The sequence below is a fragment of the Kitasatospora sp. NPDC101155 genome (assembly GCF_044768305.1).
Taxonomy (GTDB): Bacteria; Actinomycetota; Actinomycetes; order Streptomycetales; family Streptomycetaceae; genus Kitasatospora.
Window position 1 is genome coordinate 179072 of sequence record NZ_JBIWPN010000006.1, and the last position, 26433, is coordinate 205504.

The 26433-nt window shown below is 72.9% G+C and carries 24 protein-coding genes and 1 riboswitch; of the genes, 16 read left to right on the plus strand and 8 right to left on the minus strand.

Going from position 1 to position 26433, the window contains the following annotated elements:
• The first annotated feature begins 273 nt into the window (after window positions 1–273).
• Entirely contained in the window at window positions 274–2250 is a 1977-nt protein-coding gene (locus ACIRYZ_RS11635) for a tetratricopeptide repeat protein (protein ID WP_402942312.1), read from the plus strand.
• A gap of 37 nt (window positions 2251–2287) precedes the next feature.
• On the opposite strand, the gene ACIRYZ_RS11640 is transcribed toward ACIRYZ_RS11635, so the two are convergent.
• The gene (locus tag ACIRYZ_RS11640) at window positions 2288–2701 is read right to left on the minus strand and encodes a Fur family transcriptional regulator (RefSeq protein WP_402942314.1); all 414 of its coding nucleotides are present in this window, start codon (window positions 2699–2701) and stop codon (window positions 2288–2290) included.
• Window positions 2702–2805: 104 nt separating this feature from the next.
• On the opposite strand from ACIRYZ_RS11640, the gene ACIRYZ_RS11645 reads away from it, so the two are divergent.
• Window positions 2806–4281 carry a catalase gene (locus tag ACIRYZ_RS11645; protein WP_402942316.1) on the plus strand — a complete coding sequence of 492 codons (1476 nt, stop codon included), beginning with the start codon at window positions 2806–2808 and terminating at the stop codon, window positions 4279–4281.
• Window positions 4282–4555: 274 nt separating this feature from the next.
• Here the strand turns inward: ACIRYZ_RS11645 and hisN are convergent, their stop codons facing one another.
• The 5 genes from hisN to ACIRYZ_RS11670 all read right to left on the minus strand — a co-directional run bounded on the left by hisN (window position 4556) and on the right by ACIRYZ_RS11670 (window position 9109).
• On the minus strand, window positions 4556–5353 hold the full coding sequence (gene hisN / locus ACIRYZ_RS11650; RefSeq protein WP_402942317.1) for a histidinol-phosphatase: 798 nt from the start codon (window positions 5351–5353) through the stop codon (window positions 4556–4558).
• Between the two features lie 94 nt (window positions 5354–5447).
• Window positions 5448–5771: a DMT family transporter gene (locus ACIRYZ_RS11655; RefSeq protein ID WP_402942319.1), complete on the minus strand. Its 324-nt coding sequence runs from the start codon at window positions 5769–5771 to the stop codon at window positions 5448–5450.
• Between the two features lie 111 nt (window positions 5772–5882).
• Window positions 5883–6938: a ribosome small subunit-dependent GTPase A gene (gene rsgA, locus ACIRYZ_RS11660; RefSeq protein ID WP_402942321.1), complete on the minus strand. Its 1056-nt coding sequence runs from the start codon at window positions 6936–6938 to the stop codon at window positions 5883–5885.
• A 15-nt stretch (window positions 6939–6953) separates the two neighbouring features.
• A complete protein-coding gene (gene aroA, locus ACIRYZ_RS11665; RefSeq protein ID WP_402942323.1) occupies window positions 6954–8285 on the minus strand; it encodes a 3-phosphoshikimate 1-carboxyvinyltransferase in 1332 nt (443 codons plus the stop codon).
• Between the two features lie 98 nt (window positions 8286–8383).
• Window positions 8384–9109: a M50 family metallopeptidase gene (locus ACIRYZ_RS11670; protein WP_387628947.1), complete on the minus strand. Its 726-nt coding sequence runs from the start codon at window positions 9107–9109 to the stop codon at window positions 8384–8386.
• Between the two features lie 137 nt (window positions 9110–9246).
• Between ACIRYZ_RS11670 and ACIRYZ_RS11675 the strand changes: the two genes are divergently transcribed.
• From ACIRYZ_RS11675 to ACIRYZ_RS11735, 13 genes are all read left to right on the plus strand, one after another.
• The gene (locus ACIRYZ_RS11675; protein WP_402942325.1) at window positions 9247–9999 is read left to right on the plus strand and encodes an SOS response-associated peptidase; all 753 of its coding nucleotides are present in this window, start codon (window positions 9247–9249) and stop codon (window positions 9997–9999) included.
• 62 nt (window positions 10000–10061) lie between these two features.
• Complete coding sequence (locus tag ACIRYZ_RS11680) at window positions 10062–10700, plus strand: alpha/beta family hydrolase (RefSeq protein WP_402942327.1); 639 nt, start codon at window positions 10062–10064, stop codon at window positions 10698–10700.
• A gap of 145 nt (window positions 10701–10845) precedes the next feature.
• Window positions 10846–11751 (plus strand): sigma-70 family RNA polymerase sigma factor, encoded by a 906-nt coding sequence (locus ACIRYZ_RS11685; RefSeq protein ID WP_402942329.1) that lies wholly within the window; start codon window positions 10846–10848, stop codon window positions 11749–11751.
• Entirely contained in the window at window positions 11748–12173 is a 426-nt protein-coding gene (rsrA, locus tag ACIRYZ_RS11690) for a mycothiol system anti-sigma-R factor (RefSeq protein WP_393024936.1), read from the plus strand. Before ACIRYZ_RS11685 ends, rsrA begins: the two co-directional genes overlap by 4 nt.
• 373 nt (window positions 12174–12546) lie before the next feature.
• The gene (locus ACIRYZ_RS11695) at window positions 12547–13968 is read left to right on the plus strand and encodes an HD-GYP domain-containing protein (RefSeq protein ID WP_402942331.1); all 1422 of its coding nucleotides are present in this window, start codon (window positions 12547–12549) and stop codon (window positions 13966–13968) included.
• Between the two features lie 131 nt (window positions 13969–14099).
• Window positions 14100–15389, plus strand: a complete 1290-nt coding sequence (locus tag ACIRYZ_RS11700) for an HD-GYP domain-containing protein (protein ID WP_402942333.1) — start codon at window positions 14100–14102, stop codon at window positions 15387–15389.
• A 278-nt stretch (window positions 15390–15667) separates the two neighbouring features.
• Window positions 15668–16654: a tetratricopeptide repeat protein gene (locus ACIRYZ_RS11705; RefSeq protein WP_402942335.1), complete on the plus strand. Its 987-nt coding sequence runs from the start codon at window positions 15668–15670 to the stop codon at window positions 16652–16654.
• Window positions 16655–16681: 27 nt separating this feature from the next.
• Window positions 16682–17335, plus strand: coding sequence for a peptide deformylase (gene def / locus ACIRYZ_RS11710; protein WP_402942337.1), 654 nt, complete (start codon window positions 16682–16684; stop codon window positions 17333–17335).
• 325 nt (window positions 17336–17660) lie between these two features.
• Window positions 17661–18029, plus strand: a complete 369-nt coding sequence (locus tag ACIRYZ_RS11715) for a hypothetical protein (protein WP_402942339.1) — start codon at window positions 17661–17663, stop codon at window positions 18027–18029.
• 622 nt (window positions 18030–18651) lie between these two features.
• Window positions 18652–19023 carry a hypothetical protein gene (locus ACIRYZ_RS11720; protein WP_402942342.1) on the plus strand — a complete coding sequence of 124 codons (372 nt, stop codon included), beginning with the start codon at window positions 18652–18654 and terminating at the stop codon, window positions 19021–19023.
• Window positions 19024–19331: 308 nt separating this feature from the next.
• Window positions 19332–19541, plus strand: coding sequence for a hypothetical protein (locus tag ACIRYZ_RS11725; protein ID WP_402942345.1), 210 nt, complete (start codon window positions 19332–19334; stop codon window positions 19539–19541).
• 1 nt (window position 19542) lies between these two features.
• The gene (locus ACIRYZ_RS11730) at window positions 19543–19899 is read left to right on the plus strand and encodes a Scr1 family TA system antitoxin-like transcriptional regulator (protein ID WP_402942348.1); all 357 of its coding nucleotides are present in this window, start codon (window positions 19543–19545) and stop codon (window positions 19897–19899) included.
• Between the two features lie 146 nt (window positions 19900–20045).
• Window positions 20046–21239: a protein-L-isoaspartate O-methyltransferase gene (locus ACIRYZ_RS11735; RefSeq protein WP_402942351.1), complete on the plus strand. Its 1194-nt coding sequence runs from the start codon at window positions 20046–20048 to the stop codon at window positions 21237–21239.
• On the opposite strand, the gene ACIRYZ_RS11740 is transcribed toward ACIRYZ_RS11735, so the two are convergent.
• Both ACIRYZ_RS11740 and ACIRYZ_RS11745 read right to left on the minus strand, forming a co-directional pair.
• Window positions 21236–22252 carry a ribonucleotide-diphosphate reductase subunit beta gene (locus ACIRYZ_RS11740; protein WP_387628968.1) on the minus strand — a complete coding sequence of 339 codons (1017 nt, stop codon included), beginning with the start codon at window positions 22250–22252 and terminating at the stop codon, window positions 21236–21238. The two genes, ACIRYZ_RS11735 and ACIRYZ_RS11740, sit on opposite strands and share 4 nt — an antisense overlap.
• Window positions 22252–24672: a ribonucleoside-diphosphate reductase subunit alpha gene (locus ACIRYZ_RS11745; protein ID WP_402942664.1), complete on the minus strand. Its 2421-nt coding sequence runs from the start codon at window positions 24670–24672 to the stop codon at window positions 22252–22254. Before ACIRYZ_RS11745 ends, ACIRYZ_RS11740 begins: the two co-directional genes overlap by 1 nt.
• A gap of 190 nt (window positions 24673–24862) precedes the next feature.
• Window positions 24863–25006: riboswitch (cobalamin riboswitch) on the minus strand.
• Between the two features lie 201 nt (window positions 25007–25207).
• Here ACIRYZ_RS11745 and ACIRYZ_RS11750 point away from each other — a divergent pair.
• Complete coding sequence (locus tag ACIRYZ_RS11750) at window positions 25208–26365, plus strand: hypothetical protein (RefSeq protein WP_402942353.1); 1158 nt, start codon at window positions 25208–25210, stop codon at window positions 26363–26365.
• The last annotated feature ends 68 nt before the right edge of the window (window positions 26366–26433 follow it).

A 26433-nucleotide genomic window follows, 5' to 3' on the forward strand; every position in this document is an offset into this window, starting at 1 on the left:
CGACCGTCGCCAACGGGGACGGCATTGGGGTTTGTGGGGTGGAAGTGTCGGGAAATCGACAAAGCGCCGAAGCAATTTCGTCGGCTTCGGGTTCGCCCCGCCTGAATTCGGCCGGGGCAGGTGTACGCGGGTAGCGGGTGATGCGACGATGGGACACATGGGGGACGGTGCACGGTTGCTGACTGGCCGTCGGGTCCGGCGCCTCTCCCGCGAGTCCCTCCGGCCGCGGGCCGGGGCACGATGCCGCGACACTCTGGGGGAGCGGGAGTCGGCATGAGGCTGATCGGCAAGTCAGGGACCAGGTCCGGTGCGGCCGTCGAGGCGGACACCGACGCCTGGGCGGAGAGCGCCGAGAACCCCGACGGTCGCCCGGGAGCCCTGCCCGCCCAGCGCACCAGCGGACTGTCCGAACGCCCCTCGGTCGGCGGCTTCGGCCCGGACAGCCTGGTCCACGTGTCCACCCGTCAGTTCTCCGCGGCCGTCGGCCCGTACGGCGCGGCCGGTGGCGAGGACGCGCCTGCCGGCGCCGCGCTGGATGCGGCCGGCCTGGACCCGACCAGCTTCGAGACCGCGCTGGCCGCCCGCGAGTGCGCCGCCCTGGAGGCCCGCCACCGGCAGGCCGCCGACGACGGCGACCCGGACGCCGCCTGCCGGCTCGGCACCCTGCTGCTGCGCCGCGGCGACCTGGAGGACGCCGAGCCCTACCTACGCGCCGCCGCGGCCGCCGGGCTGCGCGCCGCCGCCAACAACCTCGGCGTGCTGCTGCACCAGCAGGGCCACCGCGCCGAGGCCGCTCAGTGGTGGCGCCAGGCCGCCGTCTCGGGCAGCGCCCCGGCCGCGCACGCGCTCGGGCTCCAGCTGCGCGACCAGGGCGAGGAGGAGGCCGCCGAGTACTGGCTGCACTTCGCCGCCGACCACGGCCACCCGCTCGGCGCCTACGCGCTGGGCGACCTGATGGAGCACCGGCGCGACGTGCGGGCCGAGCGCTGGTTCAAGGTCTCCGCCGACGCCGGGCACCGCGAGGCCGCCTACCGGCTGGCCCGGATGCGCGAGGCCGCCGGGGACAAGGACACCGCCGAGGCCTGGTACCGCACCGCCGCCGCCCGCAGCCACCCCCGCGCCGCGCTGCGCCTGGGCGTGCTGCTGGAGGAGCGCGCCGGCACCGACCAGTCGCTGCTGGACGAGGCGGCCCGCTGGTACCGCCAGTCCGCCCAGAACGGCGAGCCGCGCGCCGCCTGCGCGCTCGGCTTCCTGCTGCGAGACTCCGGGGAGGTCGTCGCCGCCGCCGAGTGGTGGCGGGAGGCCGCCGAGGCCGGTGACGGCAACGCCGCCAACGCGCTGGGCGCCCTGCACGCCAGCCGCGGCGAGGCCGAGCAGGCCGAGCACTGGTACCGCACCGCCCTCGACGCGGGTGACCAGAACGGCGCCTTCAACCTCGGCCTGCTCTGCGCCGGCACCGGCCGCGAGCAGCAGGCCGAGCAGTGGTACCGCCGGGCCGCGTACGCCGGGCACCGGGAGGCCTGCAACGCGCTGGCCGTGGTGCTGCTCCAGCGCGGCGACGAGTCCGGCGCCGAGCCGTGGTTCTCCAAGGCCGCCGAGGCCGGCAGCGTCGACGGCGCCTTCAACCTCGGCGTGCTGCACGCCGGGCGCGGCCAGCACCGCCAGGCCCAGGAGTGGTACGCGCGGGCTGCCGCCGAGGGTCACGGCGAGGCGGCCCTGCAGCTGGCGGTCGCCCAGGAGCAGCGCGGCAACCTGCCCGGCGCGCTGGAGCGCTACCGGCAGGCGGCGGCCGGCGGTTCGGCCGAGGGCGCGTTCCGGCTGGCCTCGGTGCTGGACCGGCGCGGGGACGCCGACGCCGAGGCCGAGCACTGGTACGCGGTGGCGGCCGACGCCGGGCACCGGCGGGCGCAGGTGCGGATGGGCGTGCGGGCGGCCGAGCGCGGGGCGCTGGAGATCGCCGAGAGCTGGTACCGGCGGGCCGCCGAGGCGGGCAGTCGCAGCGCCGCGTTCAACCTGGGGCTGCTGCTGGCCCGGCAGGACAGCGAGGCGGAGGCGATGCTCTGGTACACCCGGGCCGCCGACGCCGGACACGGGCGCGCCGCGCTGCGCCTGGCGCTGCTGGCGCTGCGCCGGGGCGAGCCGGTGCAGGCCGAGAACTGGTGCCGCCGGGCGATCGACTACGGGCCGGCCGAGGTCGCCGAGCGGGCCGGGCGGCTGCTGGGTGCGTTGCACGCGGAGCTCAGCGCGTAGCCCGTCGCCCCGAACGGGGCCGTCGGCCGGCCGCCGGTCAGGGGCGGCAGTCGGGGCACAGGCCGCGGTAGGTGACCTCGGCGGCGGTGACGGTGAAGCCGAAGCGCTCGGCGGCGGGGAGGTCGGCCAGCGGGTCGCCGTGCGGGTGGACGTCGCGGATCGCGCCGCAGCCGGAGCAGATCAGGTGCTGGTGGGCGCGGTGGGCGTTGGGGTCGTAGCGCTTGGCGCGGCCGTCGGTGGCGACCTCCAGCACCTCGCCGAGGGCGACGAGTTCGCCGAGCGTGTTGTAGACGGTGGCGCGGCTGATCTCGGGCAGGTGGGCGGCGGCGCGTGCGTGCACCTCGTCCGCGGTGAGGTGGACGTGCTCGCCGTCGAGGACCTCGGCCACCACCCGGCGCTGCGAGGTGAGCCGCCAGCCGTGTCCGCGCAGTCTCTCCAGCAGGTCACTCATGGCACCAGAGTAAGTCACGCTCTGAGTTTGGTTCCAGTGTTGACTTAGACAAAGTCCAGGTTAGGATCGTGTCATCACGACCGGATCCCTCGGAGGCACCCGTTATGACCACGCAGGACGAGCTGCGCCCGACCCTCACCACGGAGGCGGGTGCCCCCGTCGCCGACAACCAGAACACCGAGACCGCGGGCGTCGGCGGCCCGGCCCTGATCCAGGACCAGCTGCTGTTCGAGAAGCTCGCGCACTTCAACCGCGAGCGGATCCCGGAGCGCGTGGTGCACGCCCGCGGCGCCGCGGCGTACGGCACCTTCACGGTGACCGCCGACGTCTCGCAGTACACCCGCGCGGCGTTCCTGTCCGAGGTCGGCAAGCAGACCGAGGTCTTCCTGCGCTTCTCCACCGTGGCCGGCAACCTCGGCTCGGCCGACGCGGTGCGCGACCCGCGCGGCTTCGCGGTGAAGTTCTACACCGAGGAGGGCAACTACGACCTCGTCGGCAACAACACCCCCGTGTTCTTCATCAAGGACGCGATCAAGTTCCCGGACTTCATCCACACCCAGAAGCGCGACCCGTACACCGGCTCGCAGGAGGCCGACAACGTCTGGGACTTCTGGGGCCTGTCGCCCGAGGCGACCCACCAGGTGACCTGGCTGTTCGGCGACCGCGGCATCCCGGCCACCTACCGGCACATGAACGGCTACGGCTCGCACACCTTCCAGTGGCAGAACGAGGCCGGCGAGCACTTCTGGGTCAAGTACCACTTCAAGACCGACCAGGGCATCCGCAACCTCACCCAGGACGAGGCCAACAAGCTCGCCGGCGAGGACCCGGACAGCCACCAGCGCGACCTGCGCGAGTCGATCGAGCGCGGCGAGTACCCCACCTGGACGGTGCAGGTCCAGGTCATGCCGGCGGCCGACGCGGCCGGCTACCGCTTCAACCCCTTCGACCTGACCAAGGTCTGGCCGCACGCCGACTACCCGCTGATCGAGGTCGGCCGACTGGAGCTCAACCGCAACCCGGAGAACGTCTTCGCCGAGGTCGAGCAGTCGATCTTCTCCCCGGCGCACTTCGTGCCCGGCATCGGCCCGTCCCCGGACAAGATGCTCCAGGGCCGCCTGTTCGCCTACGCGGACGCCCACCGCTACCGGGTCGGCATCAACGCCGACCACCTGCCGGTGAACCGTCCGCACGCCACCGAGGCCCGCACCAACAGCCGCGACGGCTACCTGTACGACGGCCGCCACGGGCGCCAGAAGAACTACGAGCCGAACAGCTTCGGCGGCCCGGTGCAGACCGGCCGCCCGCTGTGGGCCGCCACCGTCGTCGACGGCCCCACCGGCAACCACGCGACGCCCGCGCACGCCGAGGACGACGACTTCGTGCAGGCCGGCAACCTGTACCGGCTGTACTCCGAGGAGGAGAGGCAGCGCCTGATCGCCAACCTGGCGGGCTTCATCGCCAAGGTCTCCGCCGACCGCGAGGACATCGTGGAGCGGGCGGTCGACAACTTCCGCAAGGCCGACGCCGACTACGGGCAGCGGCTGGAGGCGGCGGTGCGGGAGCTGCGCAAGCAGTAGCCCGGACCGGCTGAAGCGGCGGGCCCCTTGACCAGCACGAACTGGTCAAGGGGCCCGCACCATTGCCGCCCGAGCCGAAGTGCCCGCCTCCGAACCGAAGCCGCCCCGAGCCGAAGGGGCGCGCCGGTGCCGAAAGGGAGAAGCGAGGGAGCGACGGAGGAGCGAGGGAGCGCCGACCGTCGGCACCGGGTCCGAGCGCCCCGGAGGCGAGCGGGCGAGTATCAGAGCGCCCCGGAGGCGAGCGGGCGAGCAGCTGCGAGTGGGCGAATAACCCTCAGACCGACAGCCGCCGCAGGGTCTCCTCGTGCAGCAGGCCGTTGGAGGCGACGGCGTCGGCGCCGCCGGGGCCGGGGATGCCGTCCAGACCGGTGAAGCGGCCGCCGGCCTCCTCGACCACGATGCAGGGCGCGGCCATGTCCCACAGCGACAGCTCGGGCTCGGCGGCGATGTCCACGGCGCCCTCGGCGAGCATCATGTATGACCAGAAGTCACCGTAGGCGCGGGTGCGCCAGCAGGCGCGGGTGAGGTCCAGGAACGGGTCGAGGCGGCCGCGGTCCTCCCAGCCGGTGAGGGAGGAGTAGGACAGGGAGGCGTCCTCGATCCGGGACACCCCGGAGACGTGGATCCGGGAGGCCTTGGCCAGGCTGCGGCCGGCGAAGGCGCCCAGGCCCTTGGCGGCCCACCAGCGGCGCTGCAGCGCCGGGGCGGAGACGATGCCGACCACCGGGCGCTGGACACCGTCCGGGCCGTCCTCCAGCAGGGCGATCAGGGTGGCCCAGACCGGGACGCCACGGATGTAGTTCTTGGTGCCGTCGATCGGGTCGATCACCCAGCGGCGCGGGCCCGAGCCCTGCAGGCCGAACTCCTCGCCGAGGACCGCGTCGCGCGGCCGGGCGAGCTGGAGCACGCCGCGCACGAGTTCCTCGGCGGCCTTGTCGGCGTCGCTGACGGGGGTGAGGTCCGGCTTGGTCTCGACCGTCAGGTCGAGGGCGCGGAAGCGCTCCAGGGTGACCGAGTCGGCCGAGTCGGCGAGGACATGGGCGAGTCGGAGATCGTCGTGGTAGTCGGCCATGTCCGAAACCCTAGCGAGCCCGCCCCGATCGGCACAGCCGGGCTCGCGGAGCGGGACGCTTCCCACCGGATGCCTCCCACCGGGCGCCTCCCGGCTAGCGGGCGGTGCCGCTGAGCTGCAGGCCGATCACGCCGGCGATCACCAGGGAGATGGAGACCAGCTTGAGCACCGAGGTGGTCTCGTCCAGGAAGACCATGCCGTAGACCGCGGTGCCGGCCGCGCCGATGCCCGTCCACACCGCGTAGGCGGGGCCGACCGGCAGGCTCTTCAGGGACAGGGTGAGCAGGCCGAAGCTGCCGAGGGCGAACACGCAGAAGCTGACGGTGGGCCAGAGCTTGGTGAAGCCCTCGCTGAGCTTGAGGTTGATCGCGAAGCCGGTCTCCAGCAGGCCGGCCAGGACCACCAGGGCCCATGCCATCGCGTGCCCTTCCTGTCGATCGACGGACGGACCGTGCCCGGCCCGACTTTCCTATGATCGCCAGGCGGGCCCGCTCCGACACCTCGAACGGCCCACGGACCGCGGGAGACCTCAGTCGCCCTCGCGGGACTCCTTGCTGGCCAGCAGGCGGCGCAGCGAGTAGAGCCGGGCGGCCTCGGCGTGGCCCTCGGTGACCCAGGCGTCCAGGGCGCAGTCCGGTTCGTCGTGGCTGCACGCGCGCGGACAGTCGACGGTGCCGGGCTCCAGGTCGGGGAAGGCGTGGATGACCCGGGCCGGGTCGATGTGCGAGAGGCCGAAGGAGCGGAAGCCGGGGGTGTCGATCACCCAGCCGGAGTTGAGCGCCTTCTTGGAGCCCTCCTTGGCACCGGGCGGCGGGGGCAGCCGCAGCGCGAGGGCGGAGACGGTGGTGTGCCGGCCGCGGCCGGTGACGGCGTTGACCTGGCCGGTCTGCCGCTGGCGGTCCGGGACGAGGGCGTTGACCAGGGTGGTCTTGCCGACGCCGGAGTGGCCGATGAACACCGTGGAGCGTCCGCGCAGGTACTCGCGGACGGCCTCGGCGCCGGTGGTCTCCAGTTCGTCCCGGCGGGTGACGACGTAGGCGATGCCGAGCGGGGCGTAGGACTCCAGCAGCGGGGCGGCCGGGGCGAGGTCGGACTTGGTGAGCACCAGCAGCGGTTCCATGCCCGCGTCGTAGGCGGCGACCAGGCAGCGGTCGATCAGCCGGGGGCGGGGCTCGGGGTCGGCCAGGGCGGTGACGATGGCCAGCTGCTCGGCGTTGGCGACGACGATCCGCTCGTACGGGTCGTCGTCGTCCGCGGTGCGCCGCAGCACGGAGCTGCGCTCCTCGACCCGCACGATCCGGGCGAGGGTGTCGGCGTCCCCGGAGAGGTCGCCGACCAGGTTGACGACGTCGCCGACGACGACGCCCTTGCGGCCCAGCTCGCGGGCCTTCATGGCGACGACCTGGCGCTCCTGCTTGGTCCCCGGGTCGACCAGGCAGGTGAGCCGGCCGCGGTCGACGGTCAGCACCATCGCCTCGGCTGCGTCCTCGTGTTTGGGCCGGATCCGGGTCCGCGGCCGGGAGCCCCGGCGGGCGGGGCGGTTGCGGATGTCGTCCTCGTCGGCGTCCTTGCCGTAGCGGCGCATGGCTTCAGTCTCCGCTCAGGCGTCCGCCGCCGCTCCGCCGAGCAGCTCCGACCACATCTTGGGGAAGTCGGGCAGGGTCTTGGCGGTGGTGGCCACGTTCTCCACCTCGACGCCGGGCACGGCGAGGCCGACCACCGCGGCGGCGGTGGCCAGGCGGTGGTCCTCGTAGGTGCGGAAGACGCCGCCGTGCAGCGGGCGCGGGCGGATCCGCAGGCCGTCCTCGGTCTCGCTGACGTCGCCGCCGAGGTCGTTGATCTCCTTGGCGAGCGCGGCGAGCCGGTCGGTCTCGTGCAGGCGCAGGTGGGCGATGCCGTACAGGTGGGACTCGGAGTCGGCGAGGGCGGCGACGGCGGCGATCACCGGGGTGAGCTCGCCGACGTCGTGCAGGTCGGCCTCGATGCCGTGGATCCGGCCGGTGCCGGTGAACTGCAGACCCTCGTCGGTGAACTCGCAGGCGCCACCCATCCGGGTGTAGAGGTCGCGCAGCTGGTCGCCGGGCTGGGTGGTGTGCTTGGGCCAGTCGCGGACGGTGACCCGGCCGCCGGTGACCAGGGCGGCGGCGAAGAACGGCGCCGCGTTGGACAGGTCGGGCTCGACCACCAGGTCGCGGCCGAGCAGGGCGCCGGGGGTGACCCGCCAGACGTCCTTCTCGCCGCCGTCCTCGGGGGCGTCGACCTGGACGCCGGCCAGGCGCAGCATCTCGACGGTCATCCGGATGTGCGGCAGGGAGGGGACGGGGCCGCCGACGTGCCGGACCTCGACGCCGTGGTTGTAGCGGGCGCCGGAGAGCAGCAGGGCGGAGACGAACTGGGACGAGGAGGAGGCGTCCAGTTCGACCGGGCCGCCGTCGAGGCCGCCGGTGCCGTGGACGGTGAGCGGGAAGGTGCCGCGGCCGTCGTCCTCGATGCGGGCGCCGAGCGTGCGCAGGGCGTTGATCACGCCGTGCTGGGGGCGCTCGTGGCTGCGCGGGTCGCCGTCGAAGTGGACGGGGCCGTCGGCGAGGGCGGCGAGCGGGGGCAGGAAGCGCATCACGGTGCCGGCGTTGCCGACGTCGACGTTGGCGGGGCCGCGCAGGACGGGGGCGGGGATGACCCGCCAGGCCTCGCCGCCGCCGGTGCCGCCGGAGTCGTTGTTGACCTTCTCCTCGATGGTGACCCCGAGGGCGCGCAGGCCGTCGGCCATCAGCTGGGAGTCGCGGCTGCGCAGCGGGCGGCGCACCCAGCCGGGTCCGTCGGCGAGTGCCGCCAGCACCAGGGCCCGGTTGGTGACCGACTTGGAGCCGGGGATGGTGACGGTGGCGTCGACGGGGGCGGTGGCGACGGGGGCGGGCCACAGGGTCTCGGTCATGGAGGCCAGTCTAGGCGCCGTACCGGAACGACCCCGGTCGGTGGCCGCATGGCGATACCCGCCCGCCCGCCCGCGCGCCGGGCGGGTGGGCGTGGCGGTCAGTGCAGGGGCTGGAGCAGCCAGGCGGCGCCGAGGGCGAGGCAGGCGAGGGCGACGAGCAGGAAGACGGTCACCCAGGCGAGGGCGGGTACGTGGGTGAGCCGGGCGAGTTGGTCGGCGTCGGAGTCGCGGGCCCAGCCGATGCGGCGCTGGTGCTGGAGTTCCAGGACGGGGCGCACCGCGCCGATGAGCAGGAACCAGCAGCCGAGGTAGGCGAAGCCGGCCTGGACCTGGGCGCTGCCGAACCAGGAGACCAGGAAGAAGGCGCCGCCGGCGACCAGGACGGTGAACAGGCCGAAGGCGTTGCGTACGCGGATGAGCAGGGCCAGCAGCAGGGCGATGGCGAGCCACAGCAGCAGGGTGATCCGGTCGGCGGCGAGCAGGGCGGCGCAGCCGAGGCCGAGCAGGGCGGGGGCGGTGTAGCCGGCGGCGGCGGTGAGCACCATGCCGGGGCCGGTGGGGCGGCCGTAGGAGAGGGTGAGGCCGGAGGTGTCGGAGTGCAGCCGGATGCCGGCGAGTTTGCGGCCGGTGGCGAGCGCGGCGAGGCCGTGGCCGCCTTCGTGGGCGATGGTGACGGCGTTGCGGGCGACGTGCCAGAGCGGGCGGGCGAGGACGGTGAGCAGGGCGGCGGCGCCGGTGGCCAGGACGAGCCAGCCGGGCGGGGCGGCCTGGGTGCCGGTGACCTGGTCCCACAGGGCGCCGAGGTTCTGGTCGTTGGCGTTCATCGGGGGGTCTCGCCTCCGTTCGCTGCGTTGGGCCGTTCGGGGCAGCCTCCCATGCGGGGACGGGTGGGCGGGAGCGGGCGGTTCCGGTCGGGGGATGAGGAAGGGGTGAGAAGGGGCGGCATGGCAAGCTGGCCCGCATGTGCGGTCGCTTCGCAGCCAGCAGCAAGCCCGAGGACATCGTCGAGCTGTTCGACGTGGAGTACTGGGATCCCGAGGAGACCTTGGACCCGAACTGGAACGTGGCGCCGACCAACAGCGCGTTCGTGGTGCTGGAGCGGCTGTCCGAGCAGCGGCCGCAGCCGCTGCGTCAGCTGCGGGCGCTGCGCTGGGGGCTGGTGCCGCCGTGGTCGGACTCCGCCGGGACGGCGGTGAAGATGATCAACGCCCGGTCGGACACGGTGCACGAGAAGCCGGCGTACCGGCAGGCCTTCGCCTCGCGGCGGTGCATCCTGCCGGTGGACGGCTACTACGAGTGGCAGACGGTGCCGGGCGAGCGGGGCAAGGCGCGCAAGAAGCCGTTCTTCGTCTCCCGGGCGGACGGCGGCCCGCTGGCACTGGCCGGGCTGTACGAGTTCTGGCGCGACCGGGCGGTGCCGCCGCAGCATCCGCAGGCCTGGCTGGTGACGTTCACCATCGTCACCACGGACGCCGAGGATGCGCTGGCACCGATCCACGAGCGGATGCCGCTGTTCCTCGACCGGGAGTCCTGGAGCGAGTGGCTGGACCCGCGGCTGAGCGACCCGGACCGCCTGCGCCGACTGCTGATACCCCCGCCGCCCGGCGCGCTGCTGGCCACCCCGGTGTCCCCGGCGGTCGGCAGCATCCGCAACAACGGCCCGGAGCTCAAGGAGCCGTGGGCCGAGACCGAGTACGAGACCACATTGTTCTGACGTTTTCCGGACTCGCGTCCCGGATCCACGTCCTTGGATTCAAGCCGGCTGGAGCCGCCGAGATGACCACCTCCGAACTCGTTGCCACCGGGGCCGGCGAGGCCCGGATCACCTACCACCGGGCGGCCGCCCCGAGGGCCGTGCTGGCGCTGGGGCACGGCGCGGGCGGCGGGACCGCGGCGCCGGACCTGGTGGCGCTGGCCGAGCGGCTGCCGCCGCGCGGGATCACCGTGGCGCTGGTCGAGCAGCCGTGGCGGGTGGCGGGCCGGAAGCTGGGGCCGGCGCCGAAGACCCTGGACCTGGGCTGGCGGCCGGTGGCGGAGCGGCTGGCCGGGCAGGGGCTGCCGCTGGTGGTCGGCGGGCGCAGCGCCGGGGCGCGGGTGGCGTGCCGTACAGGGGCGTCGACCGGGGCGGTGGGGGTGGTGGCGCTGGCGTTCCCGCTGCACCCGCCGGGCCGGCCGGAGAAGAGCCGGGCGCAGGAGCTGCTGGCGTCGGGGCTGCCGACGCTGGTGGTGCAGGGGACGGCGGATCCGTTCGGCGGGCCGGCGGAGTTCCCGGAGCTGCCGCGGGGGCACGAGCTGGTGGAGGTGCCGTACGGCGGTCACGGGTTCGCGGTGCCCAAGCGGGCGCCGGTCGGGGAGGACGAGGTGCTGGGGCTGATCTGCTCGGCGGTGGGGGACTGGGTGCTGCGGCTGGTGTGAGTGGGGCGTCGCCGGGAGGGCCGTGAGCAGGGAGTTCGCGATCGATCACTCGTGCGAGTGAATGGTGTGCGCGGGCGGGAATGCGGGCGGGGCCCGGGCGGTTGTCGTGTCCGTCAGCACGAGTGACCGGTGAGAGGCAGGGCAGATGGGTTCGATCGCGTGCCCCGAACGGCCTGAGGAGCGCGAGGCCACCACGGCGTTCGCCCCCTCCTGGTCGGAGTGGCTCGACGCGGGCGAGAAGCCCGTCAGCCCGATATCCTCCATTTCTGGGCGGCCCGCCGTGGGTCGTTCCCGTCATGCCGAGGAGGTGGGTCCGGTCGTCGGGACCGAGCACGAGGCCGAGCCGGGCCGTGGCCCGGACGAGGCCCTGCCTGCGGACGAGGCGCTCATTGGTGAGGAGTTGGCCGAGGCGATCGGCGAGGACACCTTCCGGGTGTCGGCGGAGGAGACCGAGGAGGCCCGGCGGGAGCGCTTCGAGCGCGACGCCCTGGGCTACCTGGATCCGATGTACTCGGCGGCGCTGCGCATGACGCGCAACCCGGCGGATGCGGAGGACCTGCTCCAGGAGGCGTTCGCCAAGGCGTACGCGTCCTTCCACCAGTTCCGTGAGGGCACGAACCTCAAGGCCTGGCTGTACCGCATCCTCACCAACACGTTCATCAACTCGTACCGCAAGAAGCAGCGGGAGCCCCAGCGCACCGCGGCGGAGGAGATCGAGGACTGGCAGCTGGCCCGGGCCGAGTCGCACATGTCGACCGGTCTGCGCTCGGCCGAGACCCAGGCGCTCGACCACCTCCCCGACAGCGATGTGAAGGACGCGCTCCAGGCCATCCCGGAGGAATTCCGGATCGCCGTCTATCTCGCGGACGTAGAAGGCTTTGCGTACAAGGAGATCGCGGACATCATGGGTACTCCCATCGGTACGGTGATGTCCCGGCTGCACCGCGGCCGCCGGCAGCTGCGCGGCATGCTGGAGGATTACGCCCGTGAGCGCGGGCTGGTCCCGGCCGGCAGCGGGGCAGGGCAGGAAGCGAAGGGCTCGGGCTCATGAGCTGCGGCGATCCGCACGAAACGGAGTGTGGCGAGGTCCTCGACCACCTCTATGAATTCCTCGACAACGAGATGGCCGAGGGTGATTGCGCCAAGCTGCGCGTGCACTTCGAGGAGTGCTCGCCGTGCCTGAAGCAGTACGGGCTGGAGCAGGCGATCAAGGCGCTGATCAAGCGTTCCTGCGGCTGCGACGACACCCCGACCGACCTGCGCGGCAAGGTGCTGGCGAGGATCGACTCGATCCGGGCCGGGCAGCGCTCGGGAGAGCCGGTGGTGGTCGCCGCGGAGACCTCGGTCGAGGTGCACGCCGAGTCCGCCCGCCCGGCACCGACCATGACGAAGGCCCAGGCGGGGGAGGGCGCGGCCGAGGAGCCGGCCGTGCGCCCCGGTGCGCCGGTCGAGGCCGGCGCCCCGGCGGAGTGAGCGGCCGGTCGGCGCGCGGCCACACGGCCGCCGACCGGGCACGGTAGTGCGCCGGCCCGTCGACGAGGGCGGCCCGGCGGTTCGGGCAAGGAGTTCAGCGGCCCCGGGAGCGTGCGCTCCCGGGGCCGCTCCCGTTCTGCCCGCATGCGCCGTCACTCGTTCGAGTGAGTTGGCGGTGCGCCAACTGCGTCATCGCGCGATCATGCGTCCCCGTGCCCGGACGGCGGCCTATCCTCCTGACGGACACTCACCGTCGGTACCCCCGGCGCGCTGAGGCAACACGGGCCCGGATGGCGGGGAGGTCGAGATCGCTACCGACAGTGGAGGCGCGACCCTGCCGCAGGGGGCGGCGCGCTACCTGGCGGTCGTCCCGGTGGCGGCGCTGTGCTGCCTGCTGCCGCTGCTGCCGCAGGCCGTGACCCCCGGGGTGCCGCGCTGGCTCGGCCACCCGGTGGACTGGCCCAAGGTCGGACTGCTGGCCTTCCTGCACGGCTGCTGGGAGTCACTCGCCCAGGGACTGCCCACCCCCTGCTCCCTCCTGGTGCGCCGGTTGCTGCGCCGCCCCGCGCCCACCAGGCGCGCCCCCGCCCGGCCCGGGGTGAACGCCTTCTTCCCGGTGCTGTTCGCCGGGGTGCTGATGCTCCCACCGGCCGCCGCCGCCCTGGTCGCCGCCCCCGCCGCGCTGCTAGGCGGCCCGACCGGGCCCGGCTGTCGCCGGCGCCAGCTGTTCAACGGCGCGCAGCTCGCGCTGTGCGCCTTCGCCTCCTCCGTCGCCTTCCACCTGCTGCACGGCCCGCAGCTGCTGCTCGGCTCCCGCTTCCCGGCCGCGCTCGTGCCCGGCTTCGTCGCCGTCGCCACGTTCTGCCTGGTCAACGGGGTGGTGGTGGGGGTGATGGTGATGCTCAGCGAGGGCCGCGGGGCCGGGGTGGTGCTGCGCGGGGCCTGCTCGGTGTGCGGGCTGCCGGTGCTGGTGCACGCGGCCGGCGGGCTGATGGTCTCGGTGCTCTGGCAGGGCCCGTACGGGGCGTTCGCCGCGCTGCTGGCGCTGCTGCCGCTGTCCATCTCCGCCTGGGTGTTCGCCCAGGGCCAGCGCGAGCGGGACGCCCACCAGGCCACCGTGCAGTCGCTGGTGCAGGCCGTGGAGATCAAGGACGCGTACACCCGCGGGCACAGCGAACGGGTCGGCCGGGCCTCGGTGCTGATCGCCACTCAGCTCGGCATGGAGGCCGAGCGACTGCGCACCCTGCGCTTCGCCGGGATCCTGCACGACATCGGCAAGCTGGGGGTGGCCACCGAGCTGCTGCGCAGAAACGGTCCCCTCAGCGAGGACGAACGCCGGGCCGTGGAGGTCCACCCGGTGTACGGGTACGAGCTGGTGCGCGGGATCGACTTCCTCGGTGAGGCGCACGCCGGGATCCTCCACCACCACGAGCGGATGGACGGGCGCGGCTACCCCAGCGGGCTGGCCGGCGAGCAGATCCCCGAGTTCGCCCGGATCATCTCGGTCGCCGACGCCTTCGACTCGATGACCTCCACCCGCTCCTACCGGCGCGGGCGCCCGGTCACCGAGGCGGTGGCCGAGCTGGAGCGCTGCTCGGGCAGCCAGTTCGACCCGGTGATGGTGCGCGCCCTGATCGACGCGCTGGCCGCGCACGACTGGCAGCCGGTGGTGTACTCCGAGGACTGCGTGCGGGCCGTCCCGGACATCCCGCTCGGGGTGCCCGAGCCGGTGCGGGCCGCGCCCGGCCGGGTGCCCGCCCAGGGCCGGACCGTCCCCGCGGTCGGGCAGCCGTGACGGGCCCCGGTCGGGCCGGCTCCGGTCGTAAGGGGCTCGGCCGTACGGGGCCCGGTCGTAAGAGGCTCGGCCGTAAGGGGCTCGGTCGGGCGACGCCCGGCCGTGCGGCCCGCGGACGCACCGCCCGCGCGGTGCACACGGCCGCCGCCGTGCTGCTGGCGCTCGCGCTCGGCGCGGTCGCGCTGCGCGGGGTCGCGGAGCCGGGGGTCGCGCTGGCGTTCGCCGCGCTGATCGCGCTCGGCGAGTGCGTCCGGATCACCCTTCCGGGTGATCGCGAGCAGGCGCCCATCGGCGCGGCCGGCGCGCTGGCGTACGCCTTGCTCGGGCCGCTGCGCGGAGTGCCCACCGCACACGGCACGCTCCAGGTGGTCGCCGTGACCGGGGCCGGCCTGCTGCTGGCCTGGCTGCCCGGCCTCGCCCTGCCGCACCGCCCCGAGCGCCCGCACCGGCGCCCGGCCTGGGCCGACCCGGCCCGCCGGGACGGCGCCGCCCGCCGACTGCTCGCGGTCGGCTTCGCCGCCGCCGTCTTCCAGCCGCTGTACAACGGCGGCCTGGTCGACCGCTTCTCGCCCGAGGGCCCGGCCTACGGGGCGTTCCTGACCACGGTCGCCGCGTTGGCCGCGCTCTGCGACGCCACCCTGGCGGCCCTGCTGCGCTGCGACTCGGCCGGCCCCGAGAGCGGGCTGCGGCTCCCGGCGGCGCTGGAGGACGAGCTGCGCTCGCTGTTCGGGATCGGCTCGGCGATCGTCGCCACCGGGATGCTGGTCAGCCTCGCGGCCGGCGAGGTGGGGCTGTGGGCGCTGCCGCTGTTCTGCACCTCGCTGCTGCTCGCCCAGGTGTCCTTCCGGCGGGCCGCCGCGGTGCGGGCCACCACCGGGCAGACCATCGCGAGCCTGGCCCGGGCCACCGAGGTGGCCGGCTACACCCCGCACGGGCACGCGCGCCGGGTCGCGGACACGGCGTGCGCGCTCGGCCGCGAGCTGGGGCTGGGCACCCGGGAGCTCGCCCTGCTGGAGTACGCGGCGCTGATGCACGACGTCGGTCAGCTGTCCCTGGTCGAGCCCGTACCGGACGGCGCCACCGCGCTGCTGCCCTGCGACGAGCAGCAGCGCATCGCCCGCCTCGGCAGCGAGGTGATCAGCCGCACCGGGGTGCCCCGGCAGGTCGCCGAGCAGGTCGCCCGGCTGGCGGATCCCTGCGCAGGGCCGGTCGGCGGCGAGGGCCCGGCGCCGCTGGCGGCCCGGATCATCCGGGTCGCCAACGCCCACGACGACCTGCTGACCACGGCCCGCGGCCGGGGCGTCGGCGAGGCGGTGGGGCGGCTGGAGGCGCTGGAGGTGCTGCGGCTGGGCCGCGGCCGGCTCTACGACGCCCGGGTGGTGGACGCCCTGGTCCGGGTCGGCGGGCAGGCGCGCGGCTGAGCCCGTCCCGTCCGCGACCGTCCCGTCGGTGGATCGAGGCCCGCTCGGCCTCGGGTCGGGCCCGTGCGTCCAGGGGTTGAGGAGGCGCGCTCCGGCGGGCAGGCTGGGGAGGGGCGGGCCCCAACCTCGGCGGTGGGGAGCGCGGGCGGGGGCGAGCGTGGTTGGATGCGGTCGTAGCGTGGAACACCGACCCGGGGCACCGGGACCCGGACCCCGTCGAGGACGGGACGGGCCCGTCGGTCACGGGACTTGAGCGGACGACGACGGCAGGGACGAACGTGAGGATCTTCCACCGGGCACGGCACCGGCCGTCCGCCACCTGGCGGCAGACGACCGATCGGGCCTTCACGCTGATCGGCGACGGCCGCTACGAGGACGCCGGCGCCCTGCTGGTGATGGCCGCCGACCTGGAGCCCTGGCTGTCCGACTCCTGGTTCAACCTCGCCCTGCTGCACAAGTTCCGCCGGGACTGGGAGCAGGCCCGCTCGGCCGGCCTGCGCGCCGTCGCCCTGCTGGACCGCGAGCACGGCGCCCCCGACTGGTGGAACCTCGGCATCACCGCCACCGCCCTGCAGGACTGGCCGCTGGCCCGCCGCGCCTGGCAGGCGTACGGGCTCAAGCTGCCCGGCGGCCCCGGCGGGGACGGCCCGGTCAGCCTGGACCTCGGCACCACCCCGGTGCGGCTGTCCCCGGAGGGCGAGTCCGAGGTGGTGTGGGGCCGGCGCCTGGACCCGGCCCGGATCGAGGTGCTGTCCATCCCGCTGCCCTCCTCCGGCCGCCGCTGGGGCGAGGTGGTGCTGCACGACGGCGCCCCGCACGGCGAGCGGGTCACCGACGGCGTCGCCTACCCGGTGTTCGACGAGATCGAGCTGTGGGCGCCCTCCCCGGTGCCGACCTACGTGGTGCTGCTGCAGGCCGCCACGTCCGGTGACCGGGACGCCCTGGAGCGGCTGGTCGCCGAGGCCGGCTACGCCGCCGAGGACTGGACCTCCTCGGTGCGGCTGCTGTGCCGGGCCTGCTCGGAGAGCCGGATGGCCTCCGACGACGGCATCGTCGCCCACCACGACCCGCACGACGACGGCGACGCCGCCCACCCCGGCCACCTCAGCCACCTCAGCCAGGGCGGCGCCGCCGGGATGTCCTGGCTGGTCGAGCGCGAGTGCGGGATCGCCGCCCCGGCGAACCTGGTCCGCGCACTGCTGGACCGCTGGGTCGCGGCCGCCCCGGGAACCCGGGCTTACCGGGATCTCGAAGAAGTGTGCTGAGTACCCTGGTGAGGTACGCGTAGACCTATGGAAGCGGAAGACATGGCGGAGCAGCACGACCACGAGCACGAGCACGACGTGGAGGGGGCGGCGCCCGAGGCGCCGGCCAAGGTGATCGGTGAGGAGCCCGACCTCACCAAGGGCACCGCGCGTCCGATCACCGTCGTGGGCAACCCGGTGCTGCACCGCGAGGTCAAGGACGTCACCGCCTTCGACGGCGAACTGTCCGCGCTGATCGACGACATGTTCCAGTCGATGTACGCCGCCGAGGGCGTGGGCCTCGCGGCCAACCAGATCGGCGTGGACCTCAAGGTCTTCGTCTACGACTGCCCGGACGACGAGGGCGTGCGCCACATCGGCCACGTGATCAACCCGACGCTGGAGGAGTACCCGGCCGACCGCCGCCGGGTGCTCGACGACGGCAACGAGGGCTGCCTGTCCGTCCCGACCGCCTACGCCGAACTGCCGCGCCCGGACTACGCGGCCGTGACCGGCGTCGACAAGGACGGCACGCCGATCCGCGTCGAGGGCACCGGCTTCTTCGCCCGCTGCCTGCAGCACGAGACCGACCACCTGTACGGCACCCTCTACATCGACAAGCTGTCGAAGCGGGACCGCAAGGACGCCCTGAAGCAGATGGCCGAGGGCACCGCGAAGTACGCGACGGTGCCGAACGAGTAAGGCTTGATGGTCAGTTGGAGGCCGGTGCGGAGCGATCCGCACCGGCCTTCGTGCTGTGGTCCGCGGGGAGGGGGGTCAGTCGGGGAAGGAAACTGCGAGGCGTGAACCGGCAGTAATTCCGGTTGATCGAGGGCGTAATGATTCGGGGTTGTGGGATCGGGAAGTGGCATTCCCTGCAAAGCCCTGTGCGTTGGTTCTGCAAGCGATTTTTTTCGGACATGGCGCGTCGCCTGGTGCCCGAAAAGGCACTGTCGGGCCGGCTCTGTCGCGAGCTATAAAGATCCATGTACATATCAATGTTGTATTGAAGGGGAGTTTCGCAACCATGAAGCGCGTCACCCGCGTCGGCATAGCCCTGGGCTTCGCCGCCGCCACCGCCGTCCTGTCCGTTGCCCCTGCCCAGGCCGACACCGCGGCCCCGGGTAGCACCACGACGGTGTGCGCCGGTTACCCGACGCCGGCCGGGTACGTCGACCTTGGGTGGAGGGAGCCGGGGTGCTGGATGATGTTCCCCGGCGGCGTGCGGGTGATCGAGAAGGTCGACGGCCTCCCGGTCGGCACCCAGGTGACCGCCTGTGCCGACAGCCCGATTCCGGCGGGCTGGACCATCGAGAAGAGCTACCTCGACAACAGTGGTCTCGCCTGCTTGACCGTCAACGGGGTCAACAAGATCACGCTCCAGCGCACCTCCTGACGTCCGAGCGGACGGCTCGGTGGTTCGCTGAGCTCGCGGCTCGGAGGCCGCAGGGTCGTCCTGCCCGATGGTGCGGACGGGTCCGGCACGCACGGCATGCCGGACCTGTCTGATTTTCGGTTGCCCCCGGATTGCCGCCCTCCTGGCGTTCGCTCCGGATGCCACCGAATGGGAAGCGTGGCTGTGAGCGAGCGTGCGAATCATTTTGTCGGCGCACGCACTCCTCGCCTGCCTCGACGAGTCGCCGGACGACGTTCCGGTCGGCCTTGCCGGTCGCGCCGGTCGCGCCGGTCGCCGGGATCGCCGTGATGCTCCTGCGGAACTCGCTGTCGATGAGCGGCTGGTCGAGGGCGGGTGGGACAACTTCGGTACGCCCTGGGGGTTTTGGCTGCGGCCGTGACGAGCGCAGCCGGCCGGCGGCGAGCGCGTCGGTCGCGGGGGCGAGGATGGCAGTCGAAAACTGGCATTCCCTGCAAAGCCTTTGTTCGCTGGTTCTGCAGGCGATTTTTTTCGGACATGGCGCGTCGCCTGATACCCGAAAAACACTGTCGGGCCGGCTCTGTCGCGAGCTATAAAGATCCATGTACATATCAATGTTGTATTGAAGGGGAGTTTCGCAACCATGAAGCGCGTCACCCGCGTCGGCATAGCCCTGGGCTTCGCCGCCGCCACCGCCGTCCTGTCCGTTGCCCCTGCCCAGGCCGACACCGCGGCCCCGGGTAGCACCACGACGGTGTGCTTCGGTACCCCGACGCCGGCCGGGTACGTCGACCTTGGGTGGATGCAGCCGGGGTGCTGGATGATGTTCCCCGCCGGCGTGCGGATGATCGAGAAGGTCGACGGCCTCCCGATCGGCACCCAGGTGACCGCCTGTGCCGACAGCCCGATTCCGGCGGGCTGGACCATCGAGAAGAGCTACCTCGACAACAGTGGTGTGCTCGCCTGCTCGACCGTCAACGGGGTCAACAAGATCACGCTCCAGCGCACCTCCTGACGTCCGAGCGGACGGCTCGGTGGTTCGCTGAGCTCGCGGCTCGGAGGCCGCAGGGTCGTCCTGCTCGACAGTGCGGACAGGCCCGGCATGCACGGCATGCCGGACCTGTCCGCTTTTTCTGTTTCCCTGGAGTTCCGGTTGCGCGCGCTGCCCGGGAAGTCGGCGGGGCCAGCTGTCGGTAGGGGCCCCTTGGGTGACCGGCAAGATCGTCGGTAGGTGGTGCCGGGGGCGGGTGGAGCGAGCTTGCGGGGGTGTGTGGCGTGGTGCGTTGGTGGAGCAGGAAGCCGGGGGATGAGCGGGAGCGGTGGGTGCTCGATCCGCTGGTGGGGGTCGGGCCGCTGCGGTTCGGGATGAGCCCCGAGGAGGTGAAGGCGGCCCTGGACGGGGCCATCGCCTATGTGTCGCAGGGTGTGGAGGGCGAGCTGTCCTGGCAGCGGTACGACGGTTCCGAAGTGACCGCGATCTACGGGGAGGGGCAGCGGCTGGTCGCGGTGGCGGTCGACGGGCGTCCGGGCTGAGGTGGAAGCGGACGAAGATCAGGCGGCCGCGCGGGGCACGGGCGTGCTGGACGGAGGATCGTTCGAGAACACGCTGATCTCGGGCCTGTTGCAGACGTCCGACTACGCTCGCGCGGTGATGCAGGCCAAGCCTTCCGGGCTGACAGTCGAGCAGGTGGATGCCCTGGTGACTGCTCGGATGGAGCGGCAGCAGGTGCTCAACAAGTCCAACCCTTGCCCCGCACGGGCTGTGGCCGTGCGGGCGCAACTTTTCATGCCCCATGCCTGGCCGCACCGGCGCGCGTCTCGGGTGGGCACGCCCCAGGTGCGCGTCCGCGCCACCTACCGTCGAGCGCCAGCGCGCCACAACAATGTGTGACCGGTAGCGAGTTCCGCCTCTGAGAGGGAGCGACGCATGGGTCAGCACGAGAAGCCGCCGCCGGACCCGGGGCAGGGGAACCCGCCGCCGGGCAACGCCGATGGGCAGGTGCCGCCTCCGCCGCCGAGCGACGGAAAGCACAAGAAGTGAGTGGTGACCTGGTGGGCCACCGCACGCACCTGGACGCGGTGTTGGACCGGCGTGGGGTGTGGTCGGCCTGCGCGTCGTGGCTGCGCGAAGCCATGGCCGCGCTACCCCGTGATGCGTTCGCGCCGGATCGGCTGTGGCGGTGGGACGGCCGCGCCCATGTGCCGCTCGACCGTGCGACCGATCCGGTGGAGTGGGCGGACGAGCTGTACGCCGGTCCGGACGCGGCGGCGGTCACCCAGGTCACCGACGGACTTCCGTCCTCCAGCCTCTCGGCACCGGCCGTGGTGGCGGACATGCTGGACAGCCTGGTGCTGGATCCCGGCCACACGGTGTGGGACATCGGCACCGGGCAGGGTTGGACCTCTGCGCTTGCCGCTTGGCGCACCGGGCCCGGACTGGTCGTCTCCACGGAGATCGACGAAGGCCTCGTCGTGCTCGCCCGGCAGCGGCTCGCCGCCGCCGGGGTCGATGCCGAGGTGCTCGTCGGCAACGGCACGAGGAGCGTGCCGCCCGGTGGCCCGTTCGACCGGATCCACGTGACCTACTCCGTCGAAACCGTTCCCTACGAGTGGATCGAAGCCGCCAGGCCGGGCGGGCGGATCGTCTACCCGTGGGGACGGCTCGGCCATGTGGCGCTCACCGTGGCCGCCGACGGGCGTACTGCGAGTGGTTGGGTTCAGGGGCTCGGCCAGTTCATGGCCGACCGATGCGGCCCAGCCCTGGTGTCGGCCGGGTACGACGGCTATGCGAAGGTGCGCGGCAGCGGCGAACCTGAGGCCGAGGAAGTCGTCGAACGCGACCTCGCCCCGCTCGCCGGCGACTGGGATCTGCGGTTCGCGGTGCGCGTCGCCGTCCCGGATGTCGTGGTGATCACCGGCCGGGACGAGGACGGCGTCAACGCGTGGGTCCACGACGGCAATGCGTCATGGGCGGCGCTGTCCGCGCGTGGTGACGGCAGCGCCGCACTGTACCAAGGCGGCCCGCGCCGCATCGGCGACGAGCTGCTGACCGCCTGGTCGCAGTGGGAGGCGAACGGCCGGCCGACGCCGTACGACTACGGGGTCACCGTCACGCCGGAGCGGCAGTGGGTGTGGCTGCGCGATCCGGACGGCCCCCGCTGGCCCATCGCCGAGAGCACCGAAAGAGGGGGAGCGCCGAGCGGCGCTCCCCCTCTGAACCTCGGTTCTTAGAAGTCGTCGTCGAAGGAGACCGAGCCCTCGACAGCGACCTGGTACGCCGACACCCGGCGCTCGAAGAAGTTGGTCAGCTCCTGGACGTTCTGGAGCTCCATGAAGCCGAACGGGTTCGCCGACCCGTACCGGATCGGCAGGCCCAGGCGGGCCAGGCGCTGGTCCGCGACAGCCTGGAGGTACTCCCGCATGGAGGCGGTGTTCATGCCGGGCAGGCCGTCACCGCACAGGTCCTGGGCGAACTGGAGCTCGGCCTCGACGGCCTCCTCCAGCATCTCCGTCACCTGCTTGGCCATCTCGTCGTCGAAGAGGTCGGGCTCCTCCTCGCGGACGGTGTCCACCACGGAGAACGCGAAGTCCATGTGCATGGACTCGTCGCGGAACACCCAGTTGGTGCCGGTGGCCAGGCCGTGCAGCAGGCCGCGGCTGCGGAACCAGTACACGTACGCGAACGCGCCGTAGAAGAACAGGCCCTCGACGCAGGCCGCGAAGCAGATCAGGTTCAGGAGGAACGCGCGGCGGTCCTCCTTGGTCTGCAGCGAGTCGATGTGGTCGACCGCGTTCATGTACTTGAAGCAGAACTTCGCCTTCTGGGCGATGGAGGGGATGTTCTCCACCGCGGCGAAGGCCGCCGCGCGGTCCTCCGGGTCCGGGAGGTAGGTGTCCAGCAGCGTCAGGTAGAACTGCACATGGACGGCCTCCTCGAACAGCTGGCGCGACAGGTACAGGCGCGCCTCCGGGGAGTTGATGTGCTTGTAGAGGCTCAGCACGACGTTGTTCGCGACGATCGAGTCACCGGTCGCGAAGAAGGCGACCAGCCGGCCGATCATGTGCCGCTCGCCCTCGCTCAGCTTGGCGAGGTCGGCGACGTCGGAGTGCAGGTCCACCTCCTCGACGGTCCAGGTGTTCTTGATCGCGTCGCGGTACCGGTCGTAGAACGACGGGTAGCGCATCGGGCGCAGGGTCAGCTCGAACCCGGGGTCGAGCAGCATCTTCTCGCGGTCGTCGGACATTACTGGCAGGCCTCGCAGGACTCGGGGTTCTCCAGGGAGCAGGCGATGGCGGCTTCCTGCTCCGGGGTGAGGGTCGGGGTGCCCACAGGGATCGTGTTGGCGGGCACCGGCGCGGCGGCGCGGGCGGTGCCGGACGCGGCCTGGGCGATCCGGGTGGCGGGGCGCGAGCGCAGGTAGTAGGTGGTCTTCAGACCGACCTTCCACGCGTAGGCGTACATCGAGCTGAGCTTGCCGATGGTCGGCGCCGCCATGAACAGGTTCAGCGACTGGCTCTGGTCCAGGTACGGCATACGGGCCGCGGCCAGGTCGATCAGCGCGCGCTGCGGCAGCTCCCACGCCGTGCGGTACAGCGAACGCACCTCGGCGGGCAGCCAGTTGAACTCCTGGACGGAGCCGTTGGCGTCGCGCAGCGCGTCACGGGTCTGCTGGTCCCAGACGCCGAGCTCCTTGAGCTCGCGCACCAGGTACGGGTTGACCTGGAGGAACTCCCCGCTCAGCGTCTCGCGCTTGAACAGGTTGGACACCTGCGGCTCGATGCACTCGTACACGCCGGCGATGGACGCGATGGTCGCGGTCGGGGCGATCGCGAGCAGCAGCGAGTTGCGCAGGCCGGTCTCGGCGATCCGGGCGCGCAGCGCGGTCCAGCGGTCGGCCCACTGCGGGGCGGCGCTCGGGAAGTGGTCGATGTGCAGCTCGCCGCGGGCGGCGCGGGTCTCGCCGTACGCCTCGTGGCGGCCCAGCTGCTCGGCCAGGTCGGCGGAGCGCTCGTAGGCGGTGAGCATGATGCGCTCGGCGATCAGCGTCGACAGCTGCTTCGCCTCCGCCGAGTCGAAGTCGATCCGCAGCTTGAAGAAGACGTCCTGCAGGCCCATCACGCCGAGGCCGACCGGCCGCCAGCGGGAGTTGGAGGTGCCGGCCTCGGTGGTCGGGTAGAAGTTGATGTCCACCACGCGGTCGAGGAAGGTGACGGCGGTGCGCACGGTGGCGTCCAGCCGCTCCCAGTCCATCGCACCGAGCAGGTCCTCGACCGAGGCACCGGCGGCCACGTGCGCGCCGAGGTTGACCGAGCCGAGGTTGCAGACGGCGGTCTCGGAGTCGTCCGTGACCTCCAGGATCTCGGTGCACAGGTTGGAGGAGTGCACCGTGCGGCCCGGCAGCGCGGTCTGGTTGGCGGCGCGGTTGGAGGCGTCCTTGAAGGTCATCCAGCCGTTGCCGGTCTGCGCCAGGGTGCGCATCATGCGGGCGTACAGGGTCTGCGCCGGGATGGTGCGCACGGCCTTGCCGGCCAGCTCGGCCTTGCGGTAGGCCTCGTCGAAGTCGGCCCCCCACAGGTCGACCAGCTCGGGCACGTCGGCGGGGGAGAACAGCGACCAGTCGGCGTTGGCGTTGACCCGGCGCATGAACTCGTCCGGGATCCAGTGCGCCAGGTTGAGGTTGTGGGTGCGGCGCGCCTCCTCACCGGTGTTGTCGCGCAGCTCCAGGAACTCCTCGATGTCGGCGTGCCAGGTCTCCAGGTAGACGCAGGCCGCGCCCTTGCGGCGGCCGCCCTGGTTGACCGCGGCGACCGAGGAGTCGAGGGTGCGCAGGAACGGGACGATGCCGTTGGACTTGCCGTTGGTGCCGCGGATCAGGCTGCCACGCGAGCGGATGCGCGAGTAGGACAGGCCGATGCCGCCGGCGTGCTTGGACAGCCGGGCGATCTGCGCGTAGCGGTTGTAGATCGAGTCCAGGTTGTCCAGCGGGGAGTCGAGCAGGTAGCAGCTCGACATCTGCGGGTGCCGGGTGCCGGAGTTGAAGAGCGTCGGCGAGGAGGTCAGGTACTCCAGGCGGCTCATCAGGCCGTACAGCTCGGCCACCTCGCGCACCGACTGCTCGGAGTCGCCGACCGCCAGGCCGCAGGCGACGCGGAGCAGGAAGTGCTGCGGGGTCTCGATCACCTTGCGGGTGATCGGGTGGCGCAGCAGGTAGCGGGACTGCACGGTGCGCAGGCCGAAGTACTCGAAGCGGTCGTCGCCAGCGGCGTCGATCAGCGCGTCCAGGGCGGCGGCATGCTTGGCGACGAAGGCCGCGGTGGTGTCGCCGATCAGGCCCTCGGCGTGGCCGACGGCGATCGAGGCGGAGAAGGACACCGAGCCCTGGCTGTTCGCCTCGTCGACGATCTCCAGGGCGAGCAGGCGGGCCGCCAGCTTCGAGTACTGGGGGTCCTCGGCGATCATCGACGCGGCGGCGTCCACGGCCAGCCCGCGCAGCTCGGCGAAGTCCGAGCCGGCGTGGCGGCCGCGCAGCGCGGCGGCGGCGACATGGCCGGGGTCCACCTCGGTGAGGTCGGCGCTCCGGTCGGTGAGAAGCCGCAGCAGCGCTCCGCCGGGGTCGGAGACCGTCCGGTCGGTGAAGGCGGTACCGGAGCCCTGGGCGGGCAGGGTGGCTGAGGCAGCGGTGGTCAAGGCGCTCTCTCCTGGCGGCGATCGGCGGCAGTGATCGGGTGGCACCGGACCGATCTGGGCAGGGGAGCACGGCGCGAACGCAAACGGCGCCGCGCGACGGTGTCTCCCCGGCCCGCCCGCGAGGCCCGGAGGTGTACTGCTGGTGCTGGCGCGGCCTCTGCGGGAGGGCCGTGGGCACGCCGTCGGCAGGTACTCGGACTCGCGGACACGGCTGCTGGAGCCGCCCGCACACCGCTGCGGGGCAGTCCCGGATTCCCACCGGGTTCCCCTGCATCGACAGCAGGAACGAGCATACATGTAGTGGTGCCTCACTGATGTGGCACCACATGTAGTGCGGCGTGGTGTGTTGGCGCGATGACCGGCGGTACCGGGGCGGGTGGCGGTTCGTGCCCGTCCGGTGCCCGGATCCGCGCCTCGGGCGGCCCGGATCCACACGCCCGCGTCCTGGTTTCGGCACGGAATGGTCACCGGGCGGATCGACGGTCAGGGGGATGCCCTACGATCTGGGCGCATGAGCGACGGAACCGGCGTACCTGGGCACGGGCCGCAGGGAACGCCTCCCGCCGGGCCGGGGGGCGCACAGAATCAGCAGTCGGTGGCGCCGGGTCCGGTGCCGCCGCCGAGCGGCGGTTTCGGCCCGCCGCCGGCCTCGTACGGGCCGGTGGTGCCGTCCGCGCAGCCGCTCTCGCAGCCCGTCCCGCCGGTGCCGCAGCCCCGGCCGCAGCCGGTCGCGCAGCCCCAGCCCCAGCCGATGCCGCAGCCGCAGCCGCAGCCGCAGTCGCAGCCGGTGCAGCCGACGGCCCCTCAGCCGCAGTGGCAGCAGCAGCCGCCCCAGCAGCCCGTGCCGCCGCAGCGCGTCGAGCCGAACTGGGAGGCGCTGGCGGACCGCAACGAGGCCGACGGCAAGCGCAAGCGCCGGATGAGGGTCATCGGCATCGTGGCCGCCGTCGTCGTGGTGGGTGGTCTGGCCGCGGGCGGCGTGCTGCTCATGGGCAAGAAGGACGACACCAAGAAGGTCGGTCCGGTCACCACCGCGTCCGCCTCGAACAAGCCGACCCCCGGGCCGTCGAGCGCGAGCGCGACCCCGGGCGGCCAGACGGACGACCCGTCGAAGCCGATCTGGGAAGCCGCCACCGACCCGGCGCCGCAGGACGCGGGGGCGCTGTTCTCCGCGATGCAGGTGACGGTCAACGGCGCGACCTGGAACCGGACCGTGGTCTCGCTGGACCAGCCCTGCTGGGACGGCAACTCCACCACCGGCGGTCTCGGCAAGATCCTCGGCGACCAGGGCTGCCAGAAGGTGCTCCGGGCGACGTACGTCTCCGGCGACAGCGCGGTGACCGTCGGTGTCGCGGTCTTCGACCACAAGATCCAGGCCGAGACCGCGGTGAAGAACTACGCCGGCCAGCTCAAGGGCCTTCCGGCGCCCGGCGCCCCGGCGTTCTGCGCCAACCCCGGCTGCACCAGCACGCACAGCAGCCTGGGCCGGTACGACTACTTCACCGTCGAGGGTTCGGCGAAGGGCGGCAACGCCCCCGATGCCACCGCGACCGCGGCGGCCTCCGGTTTCGCCGAGCACGTGAAGGGCCAGCTGCTCCAGCGGGCCAAGGCGGCGGGCTCCGCCACGCCCGGTTCGCAGGGCACGCCGGCGGCCACCCCGGCCGGCTGACCTGCCGTGACACCCCGGTGCCGGCGGATCCGTTCGCCGGGGCCGGGGGAGTGTGGCAGGCTCTCAGG